Below are 16,627 nucleotides of genomic sequence, written 5' to 3'. Positions count from 1 at the left end.
CGCCGCTCCGCTGTCCATCTCCTTTACGACGGACCGTCAGCCCCGCTCTGCGGAATTCCGTCCTCCAGTTCTGCCGGGCCGCGGCCGGCCGCGAGGGCCTTCAGTGCGGCGTCGATCCGCAGGGCCATCTCGTGGTTCACCAGGGTCCGGGCCTCGTCCCAGTGGACCAGCCGCCAGGAGAGCAGCTCCTCCTCCTGCAGCCGGATCGCGGCCAGCCGGGCAGCGTCCAGCACCCCGCCGTCGTAGAGGTAGAACACCAGCGGCGGCCGCTCCTTGCCGCGTACCCAGTCGACGGCGAGCAGGGCGCCCGGCTCGATGTCCAGGCCGATCTCCTCGGCGGTCTCACGGCGGGCGGCCTGGCGGGGCGATTCGCCGGCGTCCGACTCGACGGTGCCGCCGGGCAGGATCCAGGTGTCGCGGTAGTTGGGCTCCACGAGCAGCAGGCGGCCCTCCGCGTCGCGGAAGAGGGTGCCCGCGCCCGCGAGCACACGGGGCAGACCGGCGATGTAGGCGGCGTAGTCCAAGGTCGTCACGGCGCGAGCCTAGACGGAGCGGCTCCGGCGCCGCGCCCGCCCGGCGGATCTTCGAGGGGCGCACTCCGGGGGCGCTCGGCGGCACCGCGGACCGGTGTGCCCTGTTCGCCGCGCCGCGTGCCGGATAAGGTCACAGCGGCGCGACTGCCAGTTCGAAAGCAAGGGGTCACACGGTGGCGGACGCATCAAGGACACACTCAGCACATGTGCTGATCGCCGCGGACAAATTCAAGGGTTCGCTCACGGCCGTCGAGGTCGCCGAGCATGTCACGGCCGGTCTGCGGCGCGCGGCCCCCGGTCTGGAGGTCTCGGCCGTTCCGGTCGCGGACGGCGGCGACGGCACGGTGGCGGCGGCCCTCGCGGCCGGCTTCACCCGCCACGAGGCCCGGGTCACCGGCCCCACGGGCGTGCCGGTCACGGCCACTTTCGCCCTGCGCGTGGGGGTACCCCCAGCGGTAGCTGGGGGAGGCACCGCGGTGGTGGAGATGGCGGAGGCGTCCGGACTCCAGCACCTTCCCCGAGGCGTCTTCGCGCCCCTGACGGCCACCACGTACGGCACCGGCGAGCTACTGCTCGCCGCCCTCGACGCGGGCGCGACCTCGATCGTCTTCGGTGTCGGCGGCAGCGCCACGACCGACGGCGGGGCGGGGATGCTCGCGGCGCTCGGCGCGCGGTTCCTGGACGCGGACGGTGAGCCGGTCGCCCCCGGCGGCGGCCCGCTGCGCGACCTGGCCACCGCCGATCTGTCGGGGCTGGACCCCCGGCTGGCCAGGACCGCGATCGTGCTCGCCAGCGACGTCGACAACCCGCTCACGGGCCCGAAGGGCGCCCCGGCGGTCTACGGCCCGCAGAAGGGCGCGAGCGAGGAGGACGTGGCCACGCTGGACGCGGCCCTGGCGCACTACGCCGAGGTGCTGGAGCGTGCGGTGGGTCCCCGGGCCACGGAACACGCCCTGGCGCCCGGTGCGGGCGCCGCGGGCGGTATCGGCTACGGCGCGCTGGTCGGCCTGGACGCGGACTTCCGGCCGGGCATCGACGTGATGCTCGACGTCCTGGGCTTCGCCCCGGCGCTGGCGAAGGCCACCTTCGTCATCACCGGCGAGGGCTCGCTCGACGAGCAGACCCTGCACGGCAAGGCGCCGGCCGGTGTCGCCGCCGCGGCCCGGGCGGCCGGCCTGGACGTGGTCGCGGTCTGCGGCCGGCTCCAGCTGTCCCAGGAGGCGCTGACCGCGGCCGGTATCCGCCGTGCGTACGCCCTGGCGGATCTGGAGTCCGACCCGGCCCGCTGTATGGCCGAGGCGGGGCCGCTGCTGGAGCGGGCGGCGGCGCAGCTGGCGCGGGACTTCCTGGTCTGAGGCGCGGTGCGGCCCGCCGCGGGCCGCACCCACCACAACGCCGCGGGCCCCGAGCGAAAGATTCGCTCGGGGCCCGCGGCGTTGTGCTGCGTTCCGCTAGGGAAGCTGTGCGGCGCGGGACTCCGCGCGCGACTCACGGCGGTTGTCGCGGAAGGTGTTGACCCTCCGGGCCGTCGCGAACAGCGGGATCATCGCGCCCAGGACCACCTGCAGGGAGCAGCCGGTCTGCAGCAGCAGCTGGCCGCCCGGGGCGTCCAGGGCCCAGGCGGTGAGCATGCCCATGCTGAGCAGGATCCAGCTGAGCATCGCCACCGCGAGCCGGCCCCGCGGCTTGGGGTACTCGACCCGGCTCACCATCAGCCAGGCCACCCCGACGATCGCCAGCAGCGTCGGCACGAACGGCAGCTCCAGCAGCACGATGGCCACGACGGTCAGCGCGCCGAACGGGCCGGGCATGCCCTGGAACATGCCGTCACGCATCGGCACGCAGGAGAACCGCGCAAGCCGGAGCACCACCGCCAGCAGCACCACGACGGCCGCGACCACGGACACCCGCTGGTTCGCGTCGTGGGTGACCATGCCCCAGGTCACCACGAAGTACGCGGGCGCCAGTCCGAAGCTGATCAGGTCGGAGAGGTTGTCGAGCTCGGCCCCCATCGCCGAGGCGCGCAGCTTGCGTGCCACCAGCCCGTCGAAGAGGTCGAAGACCGACGCGAGCAGCATCAGGATCACGGCCATGGCGGCGCTGTGCCGCGCCATCCCGCCGTCCTCGTTGCCCGTCAGATGCGGGATGAGGACCCCGGTGGTGGTGAAGTACACGGCCATGAAGCCGCAGATCGCGTTGCCGAGGGTGAGGGTGTCCGCTATTGACAGCCGCGTGGACAGCGGCATGTCGTCCTCGTCCTCGTCGGTCTCGGGCGCCCAGCCGGCTTGTGTTTCCGGATCAATCACGGTCAAGGCGAGTCACCCCCGCGGTAGTGGCCTGGCCGACCTCGACCGCGGCCTCGACGCCCTCCGGGAGGTAGACGTCGACCCGCGAGCCGAAGCGGATCAGTCCGATCCGCTCGCCCTGCTCGACCTTGGTGCCCTGGGGCACGTAGGGGACGATGCGGCGGGCCACCGCGCCGGCGATCTGCACCATCTCGATGTCGCCGAGCTCGGTGTCGAAGTGCCAGACCACCCGCTCGTTGTTCTCGCTCTCCTTGTTGAACGCCGGAACGAATCCGCCGGGGATGTGCTCCACGGAGGTCACCGTGCCGGCCAGCGGCGCACGGTTGACATGAACGTTCAGCGGGCTCATGAAGATCGCGACGCGAGTCCGTCCGTCCTTCCACGGCATGATGCTCTGCACCACGCCGTCGGCCGGAGAGATGACCCGGCCCTGAGCGATCTCCCGCTCGGGGTCGCGGAAGAACCACAGCATGCCCGCCGCCAGTGCGGTGGTGGGCACGGCAACGGCGGCCCAGCGGCCCGACCGGCGGGACCGGGCGAGGCTGACCGCTGCCGTGGCAACGGTCGGCAGGAGCCACGGCGACGCTCCGCGCGCGAGGCGGACACGACCGCGTGATGCAGAGGATTGGCTGTGGGGCATGGATGACCTTCGTAGCGGAGGATGCCGCTTATGGACACGGGGGACGGCGGCTTTCCATGGATGCTATCGGTTACGAGCGGCAACTGGCCAAGAGCCAGAGCCAATCCGTGGCCGAAGAACGATGACGGGGTGTGATCTTTGTCTAGGTCATACCGGCCCAAACGGGATGTTCACCCCTGGATCCGGTACTCCTCGAGTAGCCGCCGCCCAATGATCATTTTCTGGATCTCGGCGGTACCTTCACCGATCAGGAGCATCGGGGCCTCGCGGTAAAGACGCTCGATCTCGTACTCCTTAGAGAAGCCGTAGCCACCGTGGATGCGGAAGGCGTCTTCCACTACCTCCTTGCAGTACTCGGAGGCCAGGTACTTCGCCATGCCTGCTTCGAGGTCATTTCGCTGGCCCGAGTCCTTTTTGCGAGCGGCGTTAACCATCATGGCATGCGCCGCTTCGACCTTTGTCGCCATTTCCGCCAGTTTGAACTGGATGGCCTGATGCTGGGCGATCGGCTTGCCGAAGGTGTGACGCTGCTGTGCGTACGAAACGCCCAGCTCGAAGGCGCGCTGGGCGACACCGCAGCCGCGCGCGGCGACATTGACCCGGCCGACCTCGACGCCGTCCATCATGTGATAGAAGCCACGTCCGGTCTCGCCGCCGAGCACCCGATCGGCCGGGATCCGCAGCCCGTCCATGATCAGCTCGGTGGTGTCGACACCCTTGTAGCCCATCTTGTCGATCTTGCCCGGGATCGTCAGGCCGGGGCGCACCTCGCCGAAGCCGGCTTCCTTCTCCACGAGGAAGGTCGTCATCGACTTGTGCGGCGCGGTGCCTTCCGGGTGACCCTCGTCCGTACGGCACAGCACCGCGACGAGCGTGGACGAGCCGCCGTTGGTGAGCCACATCTTCTGGCCGTTGAGGACGTATTCGTCACCGTCCCGCACACCCTTGGAAGAAATGGCCGAAACATCCGAGCCCAGTGCGGGCTCCGACATCGAGAAGGCGCCCCGGATCTCACCGGCCGCCATCTTCGGCAGGAAATAGTCCTTCTGCTCCTGGGTGCCGTGCTGCTTGAGCATGTACGCCACGATGAAGTGGGTGTTGATGATTCCCGAGACGCTCATCCAGCCGCGGGCGATCTCCTCGACGGTCAGCGCATAGGTGAGAAGGGACTCACCCAGACCGCCGTACTCCTCGGGGATCATCAGGCCGAACACGCCGAGTTCCTTGAGGCCCTCGACGATCTGCGACGGGTATTCGTCGCGGTGCTCCAGCTCGGTGGCGACCGGAATGATCTCCTTGTCCACGAAATCGCGGACGGTGGAGAGGATCTCCTGCTGAATGTCGGTCAGGCCCTCGGTCTGCGCGAGACGGGTCATGGCTACTTCTCCTTCTTGGCCGGCGGGGCCTGCAGCTCCGGGCGGCCGGGCTGCTCGCCGCCGCGCTCCTTGATGTAGGTGGCCGTGGGGACCATGACCTTGCGCCGGAAGACGCAGACCAGGGTGCCGTCCTGCTTGTATCCCTTGGTTTCGACGTGCACGATGCCGCGGTCCGACTTGGAGCGGGACGGGGTCTTGTCGAGCACGGTCGTCTCGCCGTAGAGGGTGTCGCCGTGGAAGGTGGGCGCCACATGCTTCAGCGACTCGATCTCCAGATTGGCAATGGCCTTTCCGGAGACATCGGGCACCGACATGCCCAGCAGCAGGGAGTAGATGTAGTTACCGACGACGACATTCTTTCCGAAGTCGGTGGTCTGCTCCGCGTAGTTGCTGTCCATGTGCAGCGGGTGATGATTCATCGTGAGCAGACAGAAGAGGTGGTCGTCGTATTCGGTGACGGTTTTCCCCGGCCAGTGCTTGTACACATCGCCGACGGTGAACTCTTCATAGGTGCGGCCGAACTGCATCGCGCTTAAGCCTCCGGGGCCTCGAACTTGGACGTGCGGATCATGCCGGCGGCCCGGCCCTTGCCGGCGACGACCAGCGCCATCTTCCGGCTCGCCTCGTCGATCATCTCGTCGCCGAGCATCGCGGAACCCTTGGCTCCGCCCGCCTCCGAGGTGTGCCACTCGTAGGCGTCCAGGATCAGCTCGGCGTGGTCGTAGTCCTCCTGGGAGGGGGAGAACACCTCGTTGGCGGCCTCGACCTGGCCGGGGTGCAGTACCCACTTGCCGTCGAAGCCGAGGGCGGCGGCGCGGCCGGCGACCTCGCGGTAGCCGTCAACATTCTTGATCTGAAGGTACGGACCGTCGATCGCCTGCAGATCGTAGGTACGTGCCGCCATCAGAATGCGCATCAGAATGTAGTGATACGCATCCGCCCCATAGCCGGGCGGCTGCTCGCCGACCACCAGGGACTTCATGTTGATGGACGCCATGAAGTCGGCCGGGCCGAAGATGATGGTCTCCAGGCGCGGCGAGGCCCCGGCGATCTCATCGACGTTCACCAGACCCTTGGCGTTCTCGATCTGCGCCTCGATGCCGATCCTGCCGACCTCGAAGCCCATGGTCTTCTCGATCTGCGTCAGCAGCAGGTCCAGCGCCACGATCTGCTGGGCGTCCTGGACCTTCGGCAGCATGATGCAGTCGAGGTTGGGGCCGGCGCCCTCGACGACCGTGATGACGTCCCGGTACGTCCAGTGCGTCGTCCAGTCGTTGACCCGCACGACCCGCGTCTTGCCCGTCCAGTCGCCCTCGTTCAGCGCCTCGACGATGTGGTGCCGGGCGCCCTCCTTGGCGAGCGGCGCACAGGCGTCCTCCAGGTCCAGGAAGACCTGGTCGGCTGGGAGGCCCTGGGCCTTCTCCAGAAAGCGGGGATTACTGCCGGGGACCGCGAGACAGGAGCGGCGCGGTCGCAGGCGGTTTACCCGGGGGTGAGCCTGGGTCATGCGGGGACCTCCAGAGGGTCGAGCTGGTTCGCTTTCCGGATTTCGTCGACGATACGGCCGATGATCTCCGTAATACCGAAATCCTTGGGGGTGAAGACGGCCGCCACTCCGGCTTCCCGGAGCGCCGCCGCATCGGCGGAGGGGATGATGCCGCCGACGATGACCGGTATGGGAGGGCCGCCAGGCCCGGGAGTGGTGTCGACGCCGGTGCGGCGCAGCCGGGCCAGCACGTCCGGCACCAGCTCGGCGTGCGAGCCGGACAGGATCGACAGCCCCACACAGTGCACGTCCTCGGCGACGGCGGCCGAGACGATCTGCTCCGGGGTGAGCCGGATGCCCTGGTAGATCACCTCGAAGCCGGCGTCCCTGGCCCGTACGGCGATCTGCTCGGCGCCGTTGCTGTGCCCGTCCAGGCCGGGCTTGCCGACCAGCAGCCGCAGCTTGCCGCTGCCGAGCTCGGCGGCGGTCTTGGCGACCTTCTCGCGGACCGCGGCGAGCGGGCTGCCCTCCTCGGCGGCGACCGCCAGGGGGGCGCTGGAGACGCCCGTGGGAGCCCGGAACTCACCGAAGACGTCCCGCAGCGCCCAGGCCCACTCACCGGTCGTCACACCGGCACGGGCGCATTCCACGGTGGCCGCGAAGAGGTTGCCGTCGCCCGCCGCGGTCTTCTTCAGGACCGACAGCGCGTCCTGGGCGCGCGTCTCGTCGCGGTTGTCCCGCCAGTCGTGCAGCGCCTGGACGACCCGCGCCTCGTTCGCCGGGTCGACGGTCATGATGGCCGTGTCGAGATCCGCGGTGAGCGGGTTGGGCTCGGTGCCCTCGAAGCAGTTGACGCCGACGATCTTCTCCTCGCCGGCCTCGATCCGGGCCCGCCGCTCGGCGTGCGCGGTGACCAGCTGCGACTTGAGGTAGCCGGACTCGACCGCGGCCATCGCGCCGCCCATCTCCTGGATCCGCTCGATCTCCGCGAGGCAGTCGGTGACCAGGGCGTCCACCTTGGCCTCGATGACATGCGAGCCGGCGAAGATGTCCTCGTACTCCAGCAGATCGCTCTCGTGGGCGAGGACCTGCTGGATACGCAGGGACCACTGCTGGTCCCAGGGGCGCGGCAGCCCCAACGCCTCGTTCCAGGCGGGGAGTTGCACCGCGCGGGCGCGGGCGTCCTTGGAGAGCGTGACGGCCAGCATCTCCAGGACGATCCGCTGGACGTTGTTCTCCGGCTGCGCCTCGGTCAGGCCGAGCGAGTTGACCTGGACGCCGTAGCGGAACCGGCGCTGCTTCTCGTTCTCGATGCCGTAGCGCTCGCGGGTGATCTTGTCCCAGATGCGGCCGAAGGCGCGCATCTTGCACATCTCCTCGATGAACCGGACTCCGGCGTTCACGAAGAAGGAGATCCGGGCCACGACATCACCGAACTTCTCCGGCGGCACCTGCCCGGAGTCCCGCACCGCGTCCAGCACCGCGATCGCGGTGGACATCGCGTAGGCGATCTCCTGGACCGGTGTGGCGCCCGCCTCCTGCAGGTGGTAGCTGCAGATGTTGATCGGGTTCCACTTGGGGATGTGCGCCACCGTGTACGTGATCATGTCGGTGGTCAGCCGGAGCGAGGGGCCCGGCGGGAAGACATGCGTCCCGCGCGACAGGTACTCCTTGACGATGTCGTTCTGTGTGGTCCCCGACAGCTTGGAGATGTCGGCGCCCTGCTCCTCGGCGACCACCTCGTACAGCGCCAGCAGCCACATGGCCGTCGCGTTGATGGTCATCGAGGTGTTCATCTGGTCCAGCGGGATGTCCTGGAACAGCCGTCGCATGTCACCGAGGTGGGACACGGGGACCCCGACCCGGCCGACCTCGCCGCGGGCGAGGACGTGGTCGGGGTCGTAACCGGTCTGCGTCGGGAGGTCGAACGCGACCGACAGGCCGGTCTGGCCCTTGGCGAGGTTGCGTCGGTACAGCTCGTTGGACGCCTCGGCGGTGGAGTGGCCGGCGTACGTCCGCATCAGCCACGGACGATCCTTCTGACGCTCAGTCATATCAGGCCCGTATCTTCGTGGTCCGGAGTCCGAGTCGCCTCAGACGTTCCGGAACCGGTTGATGGCGTCGAGGTGCTTGGCGCGCATTTCTTCGTCGCGCACGCCCATCCCCTCCTCGGGGGCCAGTGCCAGCACGCCGACCTTGCCCTGGTGGAGGTTGCGGTGCACGTCGTACGCCGCCTGCCCGGTCTCTTCGAGGGTGTACGTCTTCGAGAGGGTCGGGTGGATCTTGCCCTTGGCGATCAGGCGGTTGGCCTCCCACGCCTCGCGGTAGTTGGCGAAGTGCGAGCCGACGATCCGCTTCAGCGACATCCACAGGTAGCGGTTGTCGTACTCGTGGTTGTAGCCCGAGGTGGAGGCGCAGGTGACGATGGTGCCGCCCTTGCGGGTGACGTACACCGAGGCGCCGAAGGTCTCCCGGCCGGGGTGCTCGAAGACGATGTCCACGTCCTCGCCGCCGGTCAGCTCGCGGATGCGCTTGCCGAAGCGCTTCCACTCCTTGGGGTCCTGGTTGTGCTCGTCCTTCCAGAACTTGTAGCCCTCGGCGTTGCGGTCGATGATCGCCTCGGCGCCCATCTTCCGGCAGATCTCCGCCTTCTGGTCGGAGGAGACCACACAGATCGGGTTGGCGCCGCCGGCCAGCGCGAACTGGGTGGCGTACGAGCCGAGTCCGCCGCTGGCGCCCCAGATCAGGACGTTGTCGCCCTGCTTCATCCCGGCGCCGTTCTGCGAGACGAGCTGGCGGTAGGCGGTCGAGTTGACCAGACCGGGCGACGCCGCCTCCTCCCAGCTCAGGTGCTTCGGCTTGGGCATCAGCTGGTTGGACTTGACCAGCGCGATCTCGGCCAGGCCGCCGAAGTTGGTCTCGAAGCCCCAGATGCGCTGCTCGGGGTCGAGCATCGTGTCGTTGTGGCCGTCGGAGGACTCCAGCTCGACGGAGAGGCAGTGCGCGACGACCTCGTCGCCGGGGCCCCAGGCGTTGACACCGGGGCCGGTGCGCAGGACCACGCCGGCCAGGTCGGAGCCGATGACGTGGTACGGCAGGTCGTGCCGCTTGGTGAGCGGGGAGAGCTTGCCGTAGCGCTCCAGGAACCCGAACGTCGACATCGGCTCGAAGATCGAGGTCCACACGGAGTTGTAGTTCACGGAGGAGGCCATGACGGCCACCAGCGCCTCGCCCGGACCCAGCTCGGGCACCGGCACCTCATCGACGTGCAGCGACTTGCGGGGGTCCTTCTCCTTGGTCTCCAGGCCGGAGAACATGTCGGCCTCGTCCTTGTGCACGGTCACCGCGCGGTAGGACTCGGGGATGGTCAGGCCGGCGAAGTCGGCGCTGGTGGTGTCAGGCGCGAGGATTGCGTCCAGGATTTCGTTCACGGGGTGCCTCCGGCGGTTGGGGCCTCCCCTGCTCGACCGAAGTGGAGAGCTTGGGGAACCGTTAAGGGAACGGCTTGAGGGAACGTCGGGGGTGGTGCGGAGGTGGTGCCGTCGGTTCGGCCGGGGTGGCGCCGTTGCCGTCGCCTCTGCGGGGGTCGCAGAGCCGTCGGCCGCGGTGCCTGGCAGCGCTGGGTGAGCGCGGTGCCCAGCGGCAGCTGGGAGGTGCCTGTGACGCAGGCATCCGGGCGGACAGCCACGTAGGGCTGGTGGGACAGCCGGCGCGCGTGGGTTCATCAGCACGCCGGCCGCCCGGACACTCTCAACGTATGACACCGCGTGCCAGGCGACAAGACACTGAGTGCCAAGAATTTCTCTCAGATGTCATCTGGTCGGCACGCATGAGCAAAAGAGGGCCGATGGGAGCCCTGGAGGTGACACAAAGAAAGGTGATGCGTGCGCAGCGTGTGCAGGGAGGGCGTTACGCCATCCGGGTCGCGGCCCGGCCGGCCCAAGGGCGCCGGGCCGCGCTCATGCCCCGTTCCGGCCGGAGGGCCGTTGTGTGCGCTTACTTGCGCTCTTTGATCGCCTTGCGGATGGTGCGCATGACCTCGTCCAGCGGGGCGTCCGTACGGGCCACCGCGACCAGCACCTCGCCCTCCCGCGAGACGGACGCCGGAGGGGTCTCCCCGCCGCTGGTGCGGCCCGCGCCGATACCGGCGCCGAAGGTCTCCCGGACGATCTCGAAGGCGTGGTCGAGCTGTGCCTCGACATCGCCCTCCGCGCCGGCCCGCAGCCAGCGCCGCAGTACGTGGTTGTGCGCGGTGACCACGGCGGATGCCGCGACCTCGGCGAGCAGCGGATCGTCGTCACCCTCGCGGTGTGCGCCCTCGTCGAAGTGGCCCAGCAGGTAGCGGGTGAACAGCCGCTCGTAACGGGCCACCGAGGCGATCTCGGCCTCGCGCAGCGTGGGGACCTCACGGGTCAGGCGGTAACGGGCCACCGACACGGCCGGGGAGGCCGCGTACATCCGCATGACCTCCTTGATGCCGCGGCAGACCGTGTCGAGCGGGTTCTCGTGCGGCGGGGCGGCGTCCAGGACGGCCTCCGCGCGGACCAGGGTGTCGTCGTGGTCGGGGAAGATCGCCTCTTCCTTGGAGCGGAAGTGGCGGAAAAAGGTGCGCCGGGCGACGCCCGCGGCGGCCGCGATCTCATCGACCGTCGTCGCCTCGTAGCCCTTGGTCGCGAACAGCTCCATCGCCGCAGCCGACAATTCACGGCGCATTTTGAGCCGTTGTGCGGCCGCCCGGCGGGCCCCGGGAGTGGCGGCGTCGGGGTCGGAGGGCTGCGTACGAGCGGGCTGGGACATGTGGGGACGGTACTGCATATTTACGCGACCTGCGGCATGAGGTGCCACCTCCGCCCCGGTGAGCGGGGGTGGACCGCCGTCGGGTTCCAGCAGTCCACCCCATCCTCCCCCGGCCGGGCCGGGGTGCCGCCACGCGTCAGCGCCGGGCGTACTCACGGAAGCCGCGGCCGGTCTTGCGGCCGAGGCAGCCCGCGGCGACGAGGTGCTCCAGCAGCGGCGCCGGGGCCAGCCCGGGGTCGCGGAACTCCGCGTGCAGCACCTTCTCGATGGCCAGCGACACGTCCAGGCCGACCACGTCGAGGAGTTCGAACGGGCCCATCGGGTAGCCGCCGCCGAGCTTCATGGCGGCGTCGATGTCGTCCAGGGTCGCGTAGTGCTCCTCGACCATCTTGATCGCGTTGTTCAAGTAGGGGAACAACAGCGCGTTCACGATGAATCCGGCCCGGTCGCCGCAGTCCACGGGGTGCTTGCGGACCTTGGCGCAGACCGCCCGCACGGTGGCGTGGACGTCGTCGGCCGTCAGGACCGTACGGACCACCTCGACCAGCTTCATGGCGGGCGCCGGGTTGAAGAAGTGCATCCCGATGACGTCCTGCGGGCGCGAGGTGGCGCGGGCGCAGGCCACGACCGGCAGCGAGGAGGTGGTGGTGGCCAGGACGGCGCCCGGCTTGCAGACCTTGTCCAGCGTTCTGAACAGCTCCTGCTTGACCGCCAGATCCTCGGCCACCGCCTCGACCGCGAGGTCCACATCGGCGAACGCGTCGAGCGATCCGGCCGGGGTGATCGACGCCAGCGCGGCGTCCCGGTTCTCGGCGCTCATCCGGCCCTTGTCCACCGAGCGGCCCAGCGACTTGGCGATCCTGGCCTTCGCCTTCTCGGCCTTCTCCAGGCTGCGGGCGGCCAGCACGACCTTGTAGCCGGCCTTGGCGAAGACCTCGGCGATACCGCTCGCCATCGTCCCGGAACCGGCCACGCCGACACCGGTGACCGTACGCCCGGCGGCGAGCTCATCGGCGGACGCCGGGCTCTCCGCGTCCGGCACGGCCGTGCCGCTGCCCGGGGCGTCGTACGTGTAGAAGCCGCGGCCCGCCTTGCGGCCGGTCAGCCCCGCCTCGGCGAGCTGGCCGAGGATCGGCGCGGGGGCGTGCAGCCGGTCCTGGGACTCGGCGTACATCGCCTCCAGGACCGTACGCGCGGTGTCCACGCCGATCAGGTCGAGCAGCGCCAGCGGGCCCATGGGCAGACCGCAGCCGAGCCGCATCGCGGCGTCGATGTCCTCGCGGGTGGCGTACTTGGACTCGTACATCGCCGCGGCCTGGTTCAGGTAGCCGAACAGCAGGCCGTCCGCGACGAAGCCGGGGCGGTCACCCACCGCGATCGGGTCCTTGCCCAGGTCGCGGGCGAGCTCGGTGACTGCCGCGACCGCGGTCGGCGCGGTCAGCACCGAGGAGACCACCTCGACCAGCTTCATGGCCGGCGCGGGGTTGAAGAAGTGCACGCCGAGCACCCGCTCGGGGCGCTGCGAATCGGCGGCGAGACGGGTCACGGACAGGGCGTTGGTGCCGGTGGCCAGGATGGTGTCCGGCCGGACCACCGCGTCCAGCTCGGCGAAGACCTGCCGCTTGAGCTCGTAGTCCTCGGGCACCACCTCGATGACGAGATCGGCGTCCGCGGCGGCCTGCAGATCGGTGAAGGTACGGAACCGGGCCAGGGCGTCCTGGCGCTCCCGCTCCGTGAGCCGCTCGCGCTGCACGGCGCGGGCGGTGGCGGATTCGAGGGCGGAGACGGCGTGGCGGGCCGCGGCTTCGTCGGTGTCGATACCGATGACCTCGCGGCCGGCCCGGGTCAGCACCTCGGCGATACCGGTGCCCATGGTGCCCAGGCCGATGATGGCCACGGTGGAAAGGGACAGTGAGGGGGCTTGAGTTGAGAGATCAGGGGTGGACTGAGTGCCCATCGCGAGACTCCTGAGGGTGTTCCCCTGAGGGCAGGGGAGAAGTGACGACTGAGGGGTATCCGCGCGGACGCGAGGCCTGCGATCGCAGCGGCAGAACAGCGGCGGAAAGCCGCGAGGAGCCGCAGCGCCATGGCAGCGCCGGCGGTGCGGGAGACGCGGCGGTAGCCCTGTCCCGGGGCCCTGCCGTGTGCTCCGTACTGTGTCGTGCTGTGCCGAACCGACTTCACTCTGTGGCGGCTGCGTCACCAGGCCGCCCGAGCAGTGGTGCTGCTCGTTCCAGCAGGTTAACCGGTGAGTAACCAGAGCGCCAGGGGTAGCGGGGGTCACTAGGCTGTGGTGCAGGCCACGTCGCGGGAGGCGGGGCGGCCCGGCGGGAGGGGAGCGGCAAATGGAAGAGGAATTCCACGAGTTGACCGACCGGGTGCGGGCCGAACTCCGCTCCCCACAGGATCTGGTCGCCTACGAGCGGCTGCTCGGGCTGGCCCGCAAGAACACCCCGGCCGGGCGGGAGGAACTGGCCCGGATGCTGATCGCCGTCGAACGTCCGCTGTGGGCCCGGGAGATCGCCGCCTTCATCCTCGGCTGCGCCGGCGACAAGCGGGCCTTCGAGACGCTCGTGCTGTTACTGAACTACCGCGACCCGGTGCGCTGCGCCACCGCCGCGCATGCGCTGGGCCGGCTCGGCGACCCCCGCACCGCCCGCGCCGCGGCCGCGCTCGCCACCAATCCGCTGCGCACCGCCTACGCGCTGCACCCGGTCCGGCTGCTCGCCGAACTCCGCGCACCACAGTCCGTCCCCGCGCTGATCGCGACCCTGGAGCGGCTGCTCACCCCGCACAACCCCTACTGGCGGGTGGCGCTCGCCTGTGTGGAGGGCCTGGGCGCACTGGGCGACCGGCGCGCGGTCCCCGCGCTCACCGCCGCCGTCACCCACCCGCGGCTGGCGGCCGCCGCGGCGGCGTCCCTGGCACGGCTGGGGGTCCACGAGGACGTGACGGCGCCGGACGGAGCCGCGGCCACGGACGGGCCGGACGACGGGGACGACGCCCGCGCGGCCCGCCCAGCGGACCGGGTCCCCGGCCCGGAGCGGGGTGCGGGACCGGGCGGTGGTCAGGGGCTGTCCGGCTAAGGGGGTGTCCGGCCAGGGGGTGCGTGAGGCCGGCTTCGGCCCGGTCGGTTCCTACCTCTCGGTTTCTACCTCGCGGCGGGCCAAGCCGGTTCCCGCTCGGCGGACGCTCCGGCCGGTTCAGGGCTCCGGCGTCAGCCGGCGTCGGTAGCGCAGCTCCGGGACGCTGCTTCCGCCCACCTCGTACGCCTCCTCGGCGCCGTCCGGCACGAAGCCGGCCCGCTCGTAGAACCGCTGGGCGCGGGTGTTGCCGCGTACCACCCACAGATACAGCGTGTGGAAGCCGTGCCCCCGGGCGCGGGCGGTGCCGGCGGCCATCAGGGCGCGTCCGATGCCGGTGCCGATCAGACCGGGCGCCACGTAGAGGGCGAGCAGTTCGCCCGCGGTCGGCTTCGGCGCGGGCAACTCCCCGGATCCCGGGGCGATATCGGGGTCACGGGCCGGACCGACGCACGCCCAGCCGACGACCTCGCCGTCCCGCTCGGCCACCAGGTCCGACACCTCCGGCGACCGGCGCCCGAACCATGACCGCCGCCGCTCGGCATCCGCCGCCACGCTCATCGCGTCCAGATACGCCTGGGGCATCAGCCCGCGGTAGGCCGTCTGCCAGCCGCGGACCCGCACCGCGGAGACGGCTTCGATATCCGCTTCGGTCATCTCCCGTATCCGTACGGGGCGCGGCGGCCGTGTGGATACGTGCGCAAAAGTCCTCTCGGTCCCATCCATGCCGGAGAGGGTAGGGGGTCCGTCAAGGGGTTTTCCCGGCCGCGCCCGGGGCGCCGCTTGACCTTGCCCCAGGGGACAGGGTTCGAGACTCCCGGCATGGAACAGGCAACGAACTCCGGGCCGTCCGCGCCCGGAACGCATCGCAGGGTCGTGCTCGTCACCGGCGCCGGCACCGGGATCGGGCGCGCCACGGCCCACGCCTTCGCGGCGGAGGGGGCACGGGTACTGGCGGTGGGCCGCCGGCCCGGACCGCTGGCGGAGACGGCGGTGGGGGACCCCCATCCTCCTAGCGGCCGGGCTCACGCTCGCCGACGTTCACTGCTTCACCCCCTGTCTGGACGGCGATATGACCACCGCCGCGCCGTCACCCGAGGGGCTGCGCATCGCCCGCGAGCGGCTGGCGGTCATCGATGAGCGGATCGCCGCCCAGACAGCGGCCCGCAACCGGCTGGCGCGGGCCCTGGAATCGGTGCCGCCCGGCCCGGCCTGAGGGCCGCGGCAGGGTCAGATCAGGGTCAACTGGGTCGGTTCCGCAGGGCGGTCGGAGGCCTGGTCGCCGGGGTCGCCGGCCGGTCCGGGAGCGGTGGCCGGTGGCGGGATGCGGCGGGCCTCGCCGGGCCGGGCGGGCCCGATGCCGTACTCCGCGGCGAGTTCATGGACCTGGCGGGTGATCCGGCGCTGGTACCACTTGGGGGCGTAGGCGCCGTCCGCGTACATCGTCGTGTAACGCCGTACCAGATGCGGGTGGTGCTGCCCCAGCCACGCCATGAACCACTCGCGGGCGCCGGGCCGCAGATGCAGCACCAGCGGGGTGACGGAGCCGGCGCCGGCCTCCGCGATGGCCCGGACCGTGGCCCGCAGCTGGTCCGGTGCGTCCCCGAGGAACGGGATCACCGGCGCCATCAGCACACCGCACGGGATGCCGTGCGCCGTGAGCGTCCGCACCACGTCCAGCCGGCGGTCCGGGGCGGGCGTGCCGGGCTCGACCGTGCGCCACAGCTCGCGGTCCAGGAAGCCTACGGAGACCGAGATGCCGACGTCGGTGACCTCGGCGGCCTGCTGCAGCAGCGGCAGATCGCGCAGGATGAGCGTGCCCTTGGTGAGGATCGAGAACGGGTTGGCGTGATCGCGCAGTGCGGCGAGGATGCCGGGCATCAGGCGGTAGCGGCCCTCGGCGCGCTGATAGCAGTCGACGTTGGTGCCCATCGCTATGTGGTCGCCGCGCCAGCGGCGCCCGGACAGCTCGCGGCGCAGCAGCTCGGGGGCGTTGACCTTCACCACGATCTGCGAGTCGAAGCCCTCCCCGGTGTCCAGGTCGAGGTAGCTGTGCGTCTTGCGGGCGAAGCAGTAGACGCAGGCGTGGCTGCAGCCGCGGTAGGGGTTCACGGTCCATTCGAACGGCATCCGGGAAGCGCCCGGGACGCGGTTCACGATGGAGCGGGCGCGCACCTCGTGGAAGGTGATCCCGCGGAACTCGGGGGTGTCGATCGTCCGGCTGACGACATCCGTGCCGAACAGCGCGGACGGGCTTTCGCCGAGATTGTCCCAGCGCATCGGGCCTCCTTCTGGATCCTGCCGAGCCCCCTACGCAATAATAGAACACACGTTCCCTTGCGGCCCGGCGGCCCTGAATTTGGGCGTGCCGCCGAGGGGTGGTTGGCTTGGCGGCGCACCGCAGGA

General features: G+C 70.3%; 14 protein-coding genes and 2 pseudogenes. 4 read left to right on the top strand and 12 right to left on the bottom strand.

The genetic code is table 11. From position 1 onward, the window contains the following. Nucleotides 1-23: 23 nt before the first annotated feature. Entirely contained in the window at nt 24-533 is a 510-nt protein-coding gene (locus tag SLV14N_RS07090; protein WP_208680245.1) for an NUDIX hydrolase, read from the bottom strand. Between the two features lie 206 nt (nt 534-739). Between SLV14N_RS07090 and SLV14N_RS07085 the strand changes: the two genes are divergently transcribed. Continuing rightward, a complete protein-coding gene (locus SLV14N_RS07085; protein WP_263268612.1) occupies nt 740-1,888 on the top strand; it encodes a glycerate kinase in 1,149 nt (382 codons plus the stop codon). A 96-nt stretch (nt 1,889-1,984) separates the two neighbouring features. Here SLV14N_RS07085 and pssA read toward each other — a convergent pair whose 3' ends face one another. The 9 genes from pssA to SLV14N_RS07040 form a co-directional block, all read right to left on the bottom strand. After that, a complete protein-coding gene (gene pssA / locus SLV14N_RS07080) occupies nt 1,985-2,845 on the bottom strand; it encodes a CDP-diacylglycerol--serine O-phosphatidyltransferase (protein WP_127153885.1) in 861 nt (286 codons plus the stop codon). Further along, on the bottom strand, nt 2,832-3,479 hold the full coding sequence (locus tag SLV14N_RS07075; protein WP_026169774.1) for a phosphatidylserine decarboxylase: 648 nt from the start codon (nt 3,477-3,479) through the stop codon (nt 2,832-2,834). The genes pssA and SLV14N_RS07075 overlap by 14 nt, the downstream gene beginning before the upstream one ends. A 170-nt stretch (nt 3,480-3,649) precedes the next feature. Further along, nucleotides 3,650-4,855: an acyl-CoA dehydrogenase family protein gene (locus SLV14N_RS07070; protein WP_018090464.1), complete on the bottom strand. Its 1,206-nt coding sequence runs from the start codon at nt 4,853-4,855 to the stop codon at nt 3,650-3,652. Nucleotides 4,856-4,857: 2 nt separating this feature from the next. Continuing rightward, nucleotides 4,858-5,382 carry a MaoC family dehydratase gene (locus SLV14N_RS07065; protein WP_127153888.1) on the bottom strand — a complete coding sequence of 175 codons (525 nt, stop codon included), beginning with the start codon at nt 5,380-5,382 and terminating at the stop codon, nt 4,858-4,860. A gap of 5 nt (nt 5,383-5,387) precedes the next feature. Then, nucleotides 5,388-6,362 (bottom strand): CoA ester lyase, encoded by a 975-nt coding sequence (locus SLV14N_RS07060; protein ID WP_208680242.1) that lies wholly within the window; start codon nt 6,360-6,362, stop codon nt 5,388-5,390. After that, on the bottom strand, nt 6,359-8,395 hold the full coding sequence (locus tag SLV14N_RS07055) for a methylmalonyl-CoA mutase family protein (RefSeq protein ID WP_127153890.1): 2,037 nt from the start codon (nt 8,393-8,395) through the stop codon (nt 6,359-6,361). Before SLV14N_RS07055 ends, SLV14N_RS07060 begins: the two co-directional genes overlap by 4 nt. 39 nt (nt 8,396-8,434) lie before the next feature. Then, a complete protein-coding gene (gene ccrA / locus SLV14N_RS07050) occupies nt 8,435-9,772 on the bottom strand; it encodes a crotonyl-CoA carboxylase/reductase (protein WP_148588295.1) in 1,338 nt (445 codons plus the stop codon). Between the two features lie 565 nt (nt 9,773-10,337). Then, nucleotides 10,338-11,138 (bottom strand): TetR family transcriptional regulator, encoded by an 801-nt coding sequence (locus tag SLV14N_RS07045; protein WP_259670162.1) that lies wholly within the window; start codon nt 11,136-11,138, stop codon nt 10,338-10,340. Between the two features lie 136 nt (nt 11,139-11,274). Continuing rightward, entirely contained in the window at nt 11,275-13,095 is a 1,821-nt protein-coding gene (locus SLV14N_RS07040; protein WP_263268611.1) for a 3-hydroxyacyl-CoA dehydrogenase family protein, read from the bottom strand. Nucleotides 13,096-13,483: 388 nt separating this feature from the next. Here SLV14N_RS07040 and SLV14N_RS07035 point away from each other — a divergent pair, with 388 nt between their 5' ends. Then, nucleotides 13,484-14,224: a HEAT repeat domain-containing protein gene (locus tag SLV14N_RS07035; RefSeq protein ID WP_208680238.1), complete on the top strand. Its 741-nt coding sequence runs from the start codon at nt 13,484-13,486 to the stop codon at nt 14,222-14,224. A 117-nt stretch (nt 14,225-14,341) separates the two neighbouring features. Here SLV14N_RS07035 and SLV14N_RS07030 read toward each other — a convergent pair whose 3' ends face one another. Further along, entirely contained in the window at nt 14,342-14,878 is a 537-nt protein-coding gene (locus SLV14N_RS07030; protein ID WP_208680237.1) for a GNAT family N-acetyltransferase, read from the bottom strand. 165 nt (nt 14,879-15,043) lie between these two features. On the opposite strand from SLV14N_RS07030, the pseudogene SLV14N_RS38950 reads away from it, so the two are divergent. Together SLV14N_RS38950 and SLV14N_RS07025 are read left to right on the top strand one after the other, a co-directional pair. Then, nucleotides 15,044-15,157, top strand: a pseudogene (locus SLV14N_RS38950) (ketoreductase); the annotation flags it as partial. Between the two features lie 73 nt (nt 15,158-15,230). Further along, nucleotides 15,231-15,437 (top strand): annotated as a pseudogene (locus SLV14N_RS07025) (MerR family transcriptional regulator); the annotation flags it as partial. A 14-nt stretch (nt 15,438-15,451) separates the two neighbouring features. Here SLV14N_RS07025 and SLV14N_RS07020 read toward each other — a convergent pair. Next, nucleotides 15,452-16,501, bottom strand: a complete 1,050-nt coding sequence (locus SLV14N_RS07020; RefSeq protein ID WP_208680234.1) for an Rv2578c family radical SAM protein — start codon at nt 16,499-16,501, stop codon at nt 15,452-15,454. Nucleotides 16,502-16,627 lie beyond the last annotated feature (126 nt).

It is taken from the genome of Streptomyces sp. Je 1-4 4N24 (assembly GCF_026239515.1).
Taxonomy (GTDB): Bacteria; Actinomycetota; Actinomycetes; order Streptomycetales; family Streptomycetaceae; genus Streptomyces; species Streptomyces nigrescens.
This window is presented reverse-complemented; position numbering and strand designations above follow the sequence as displayed.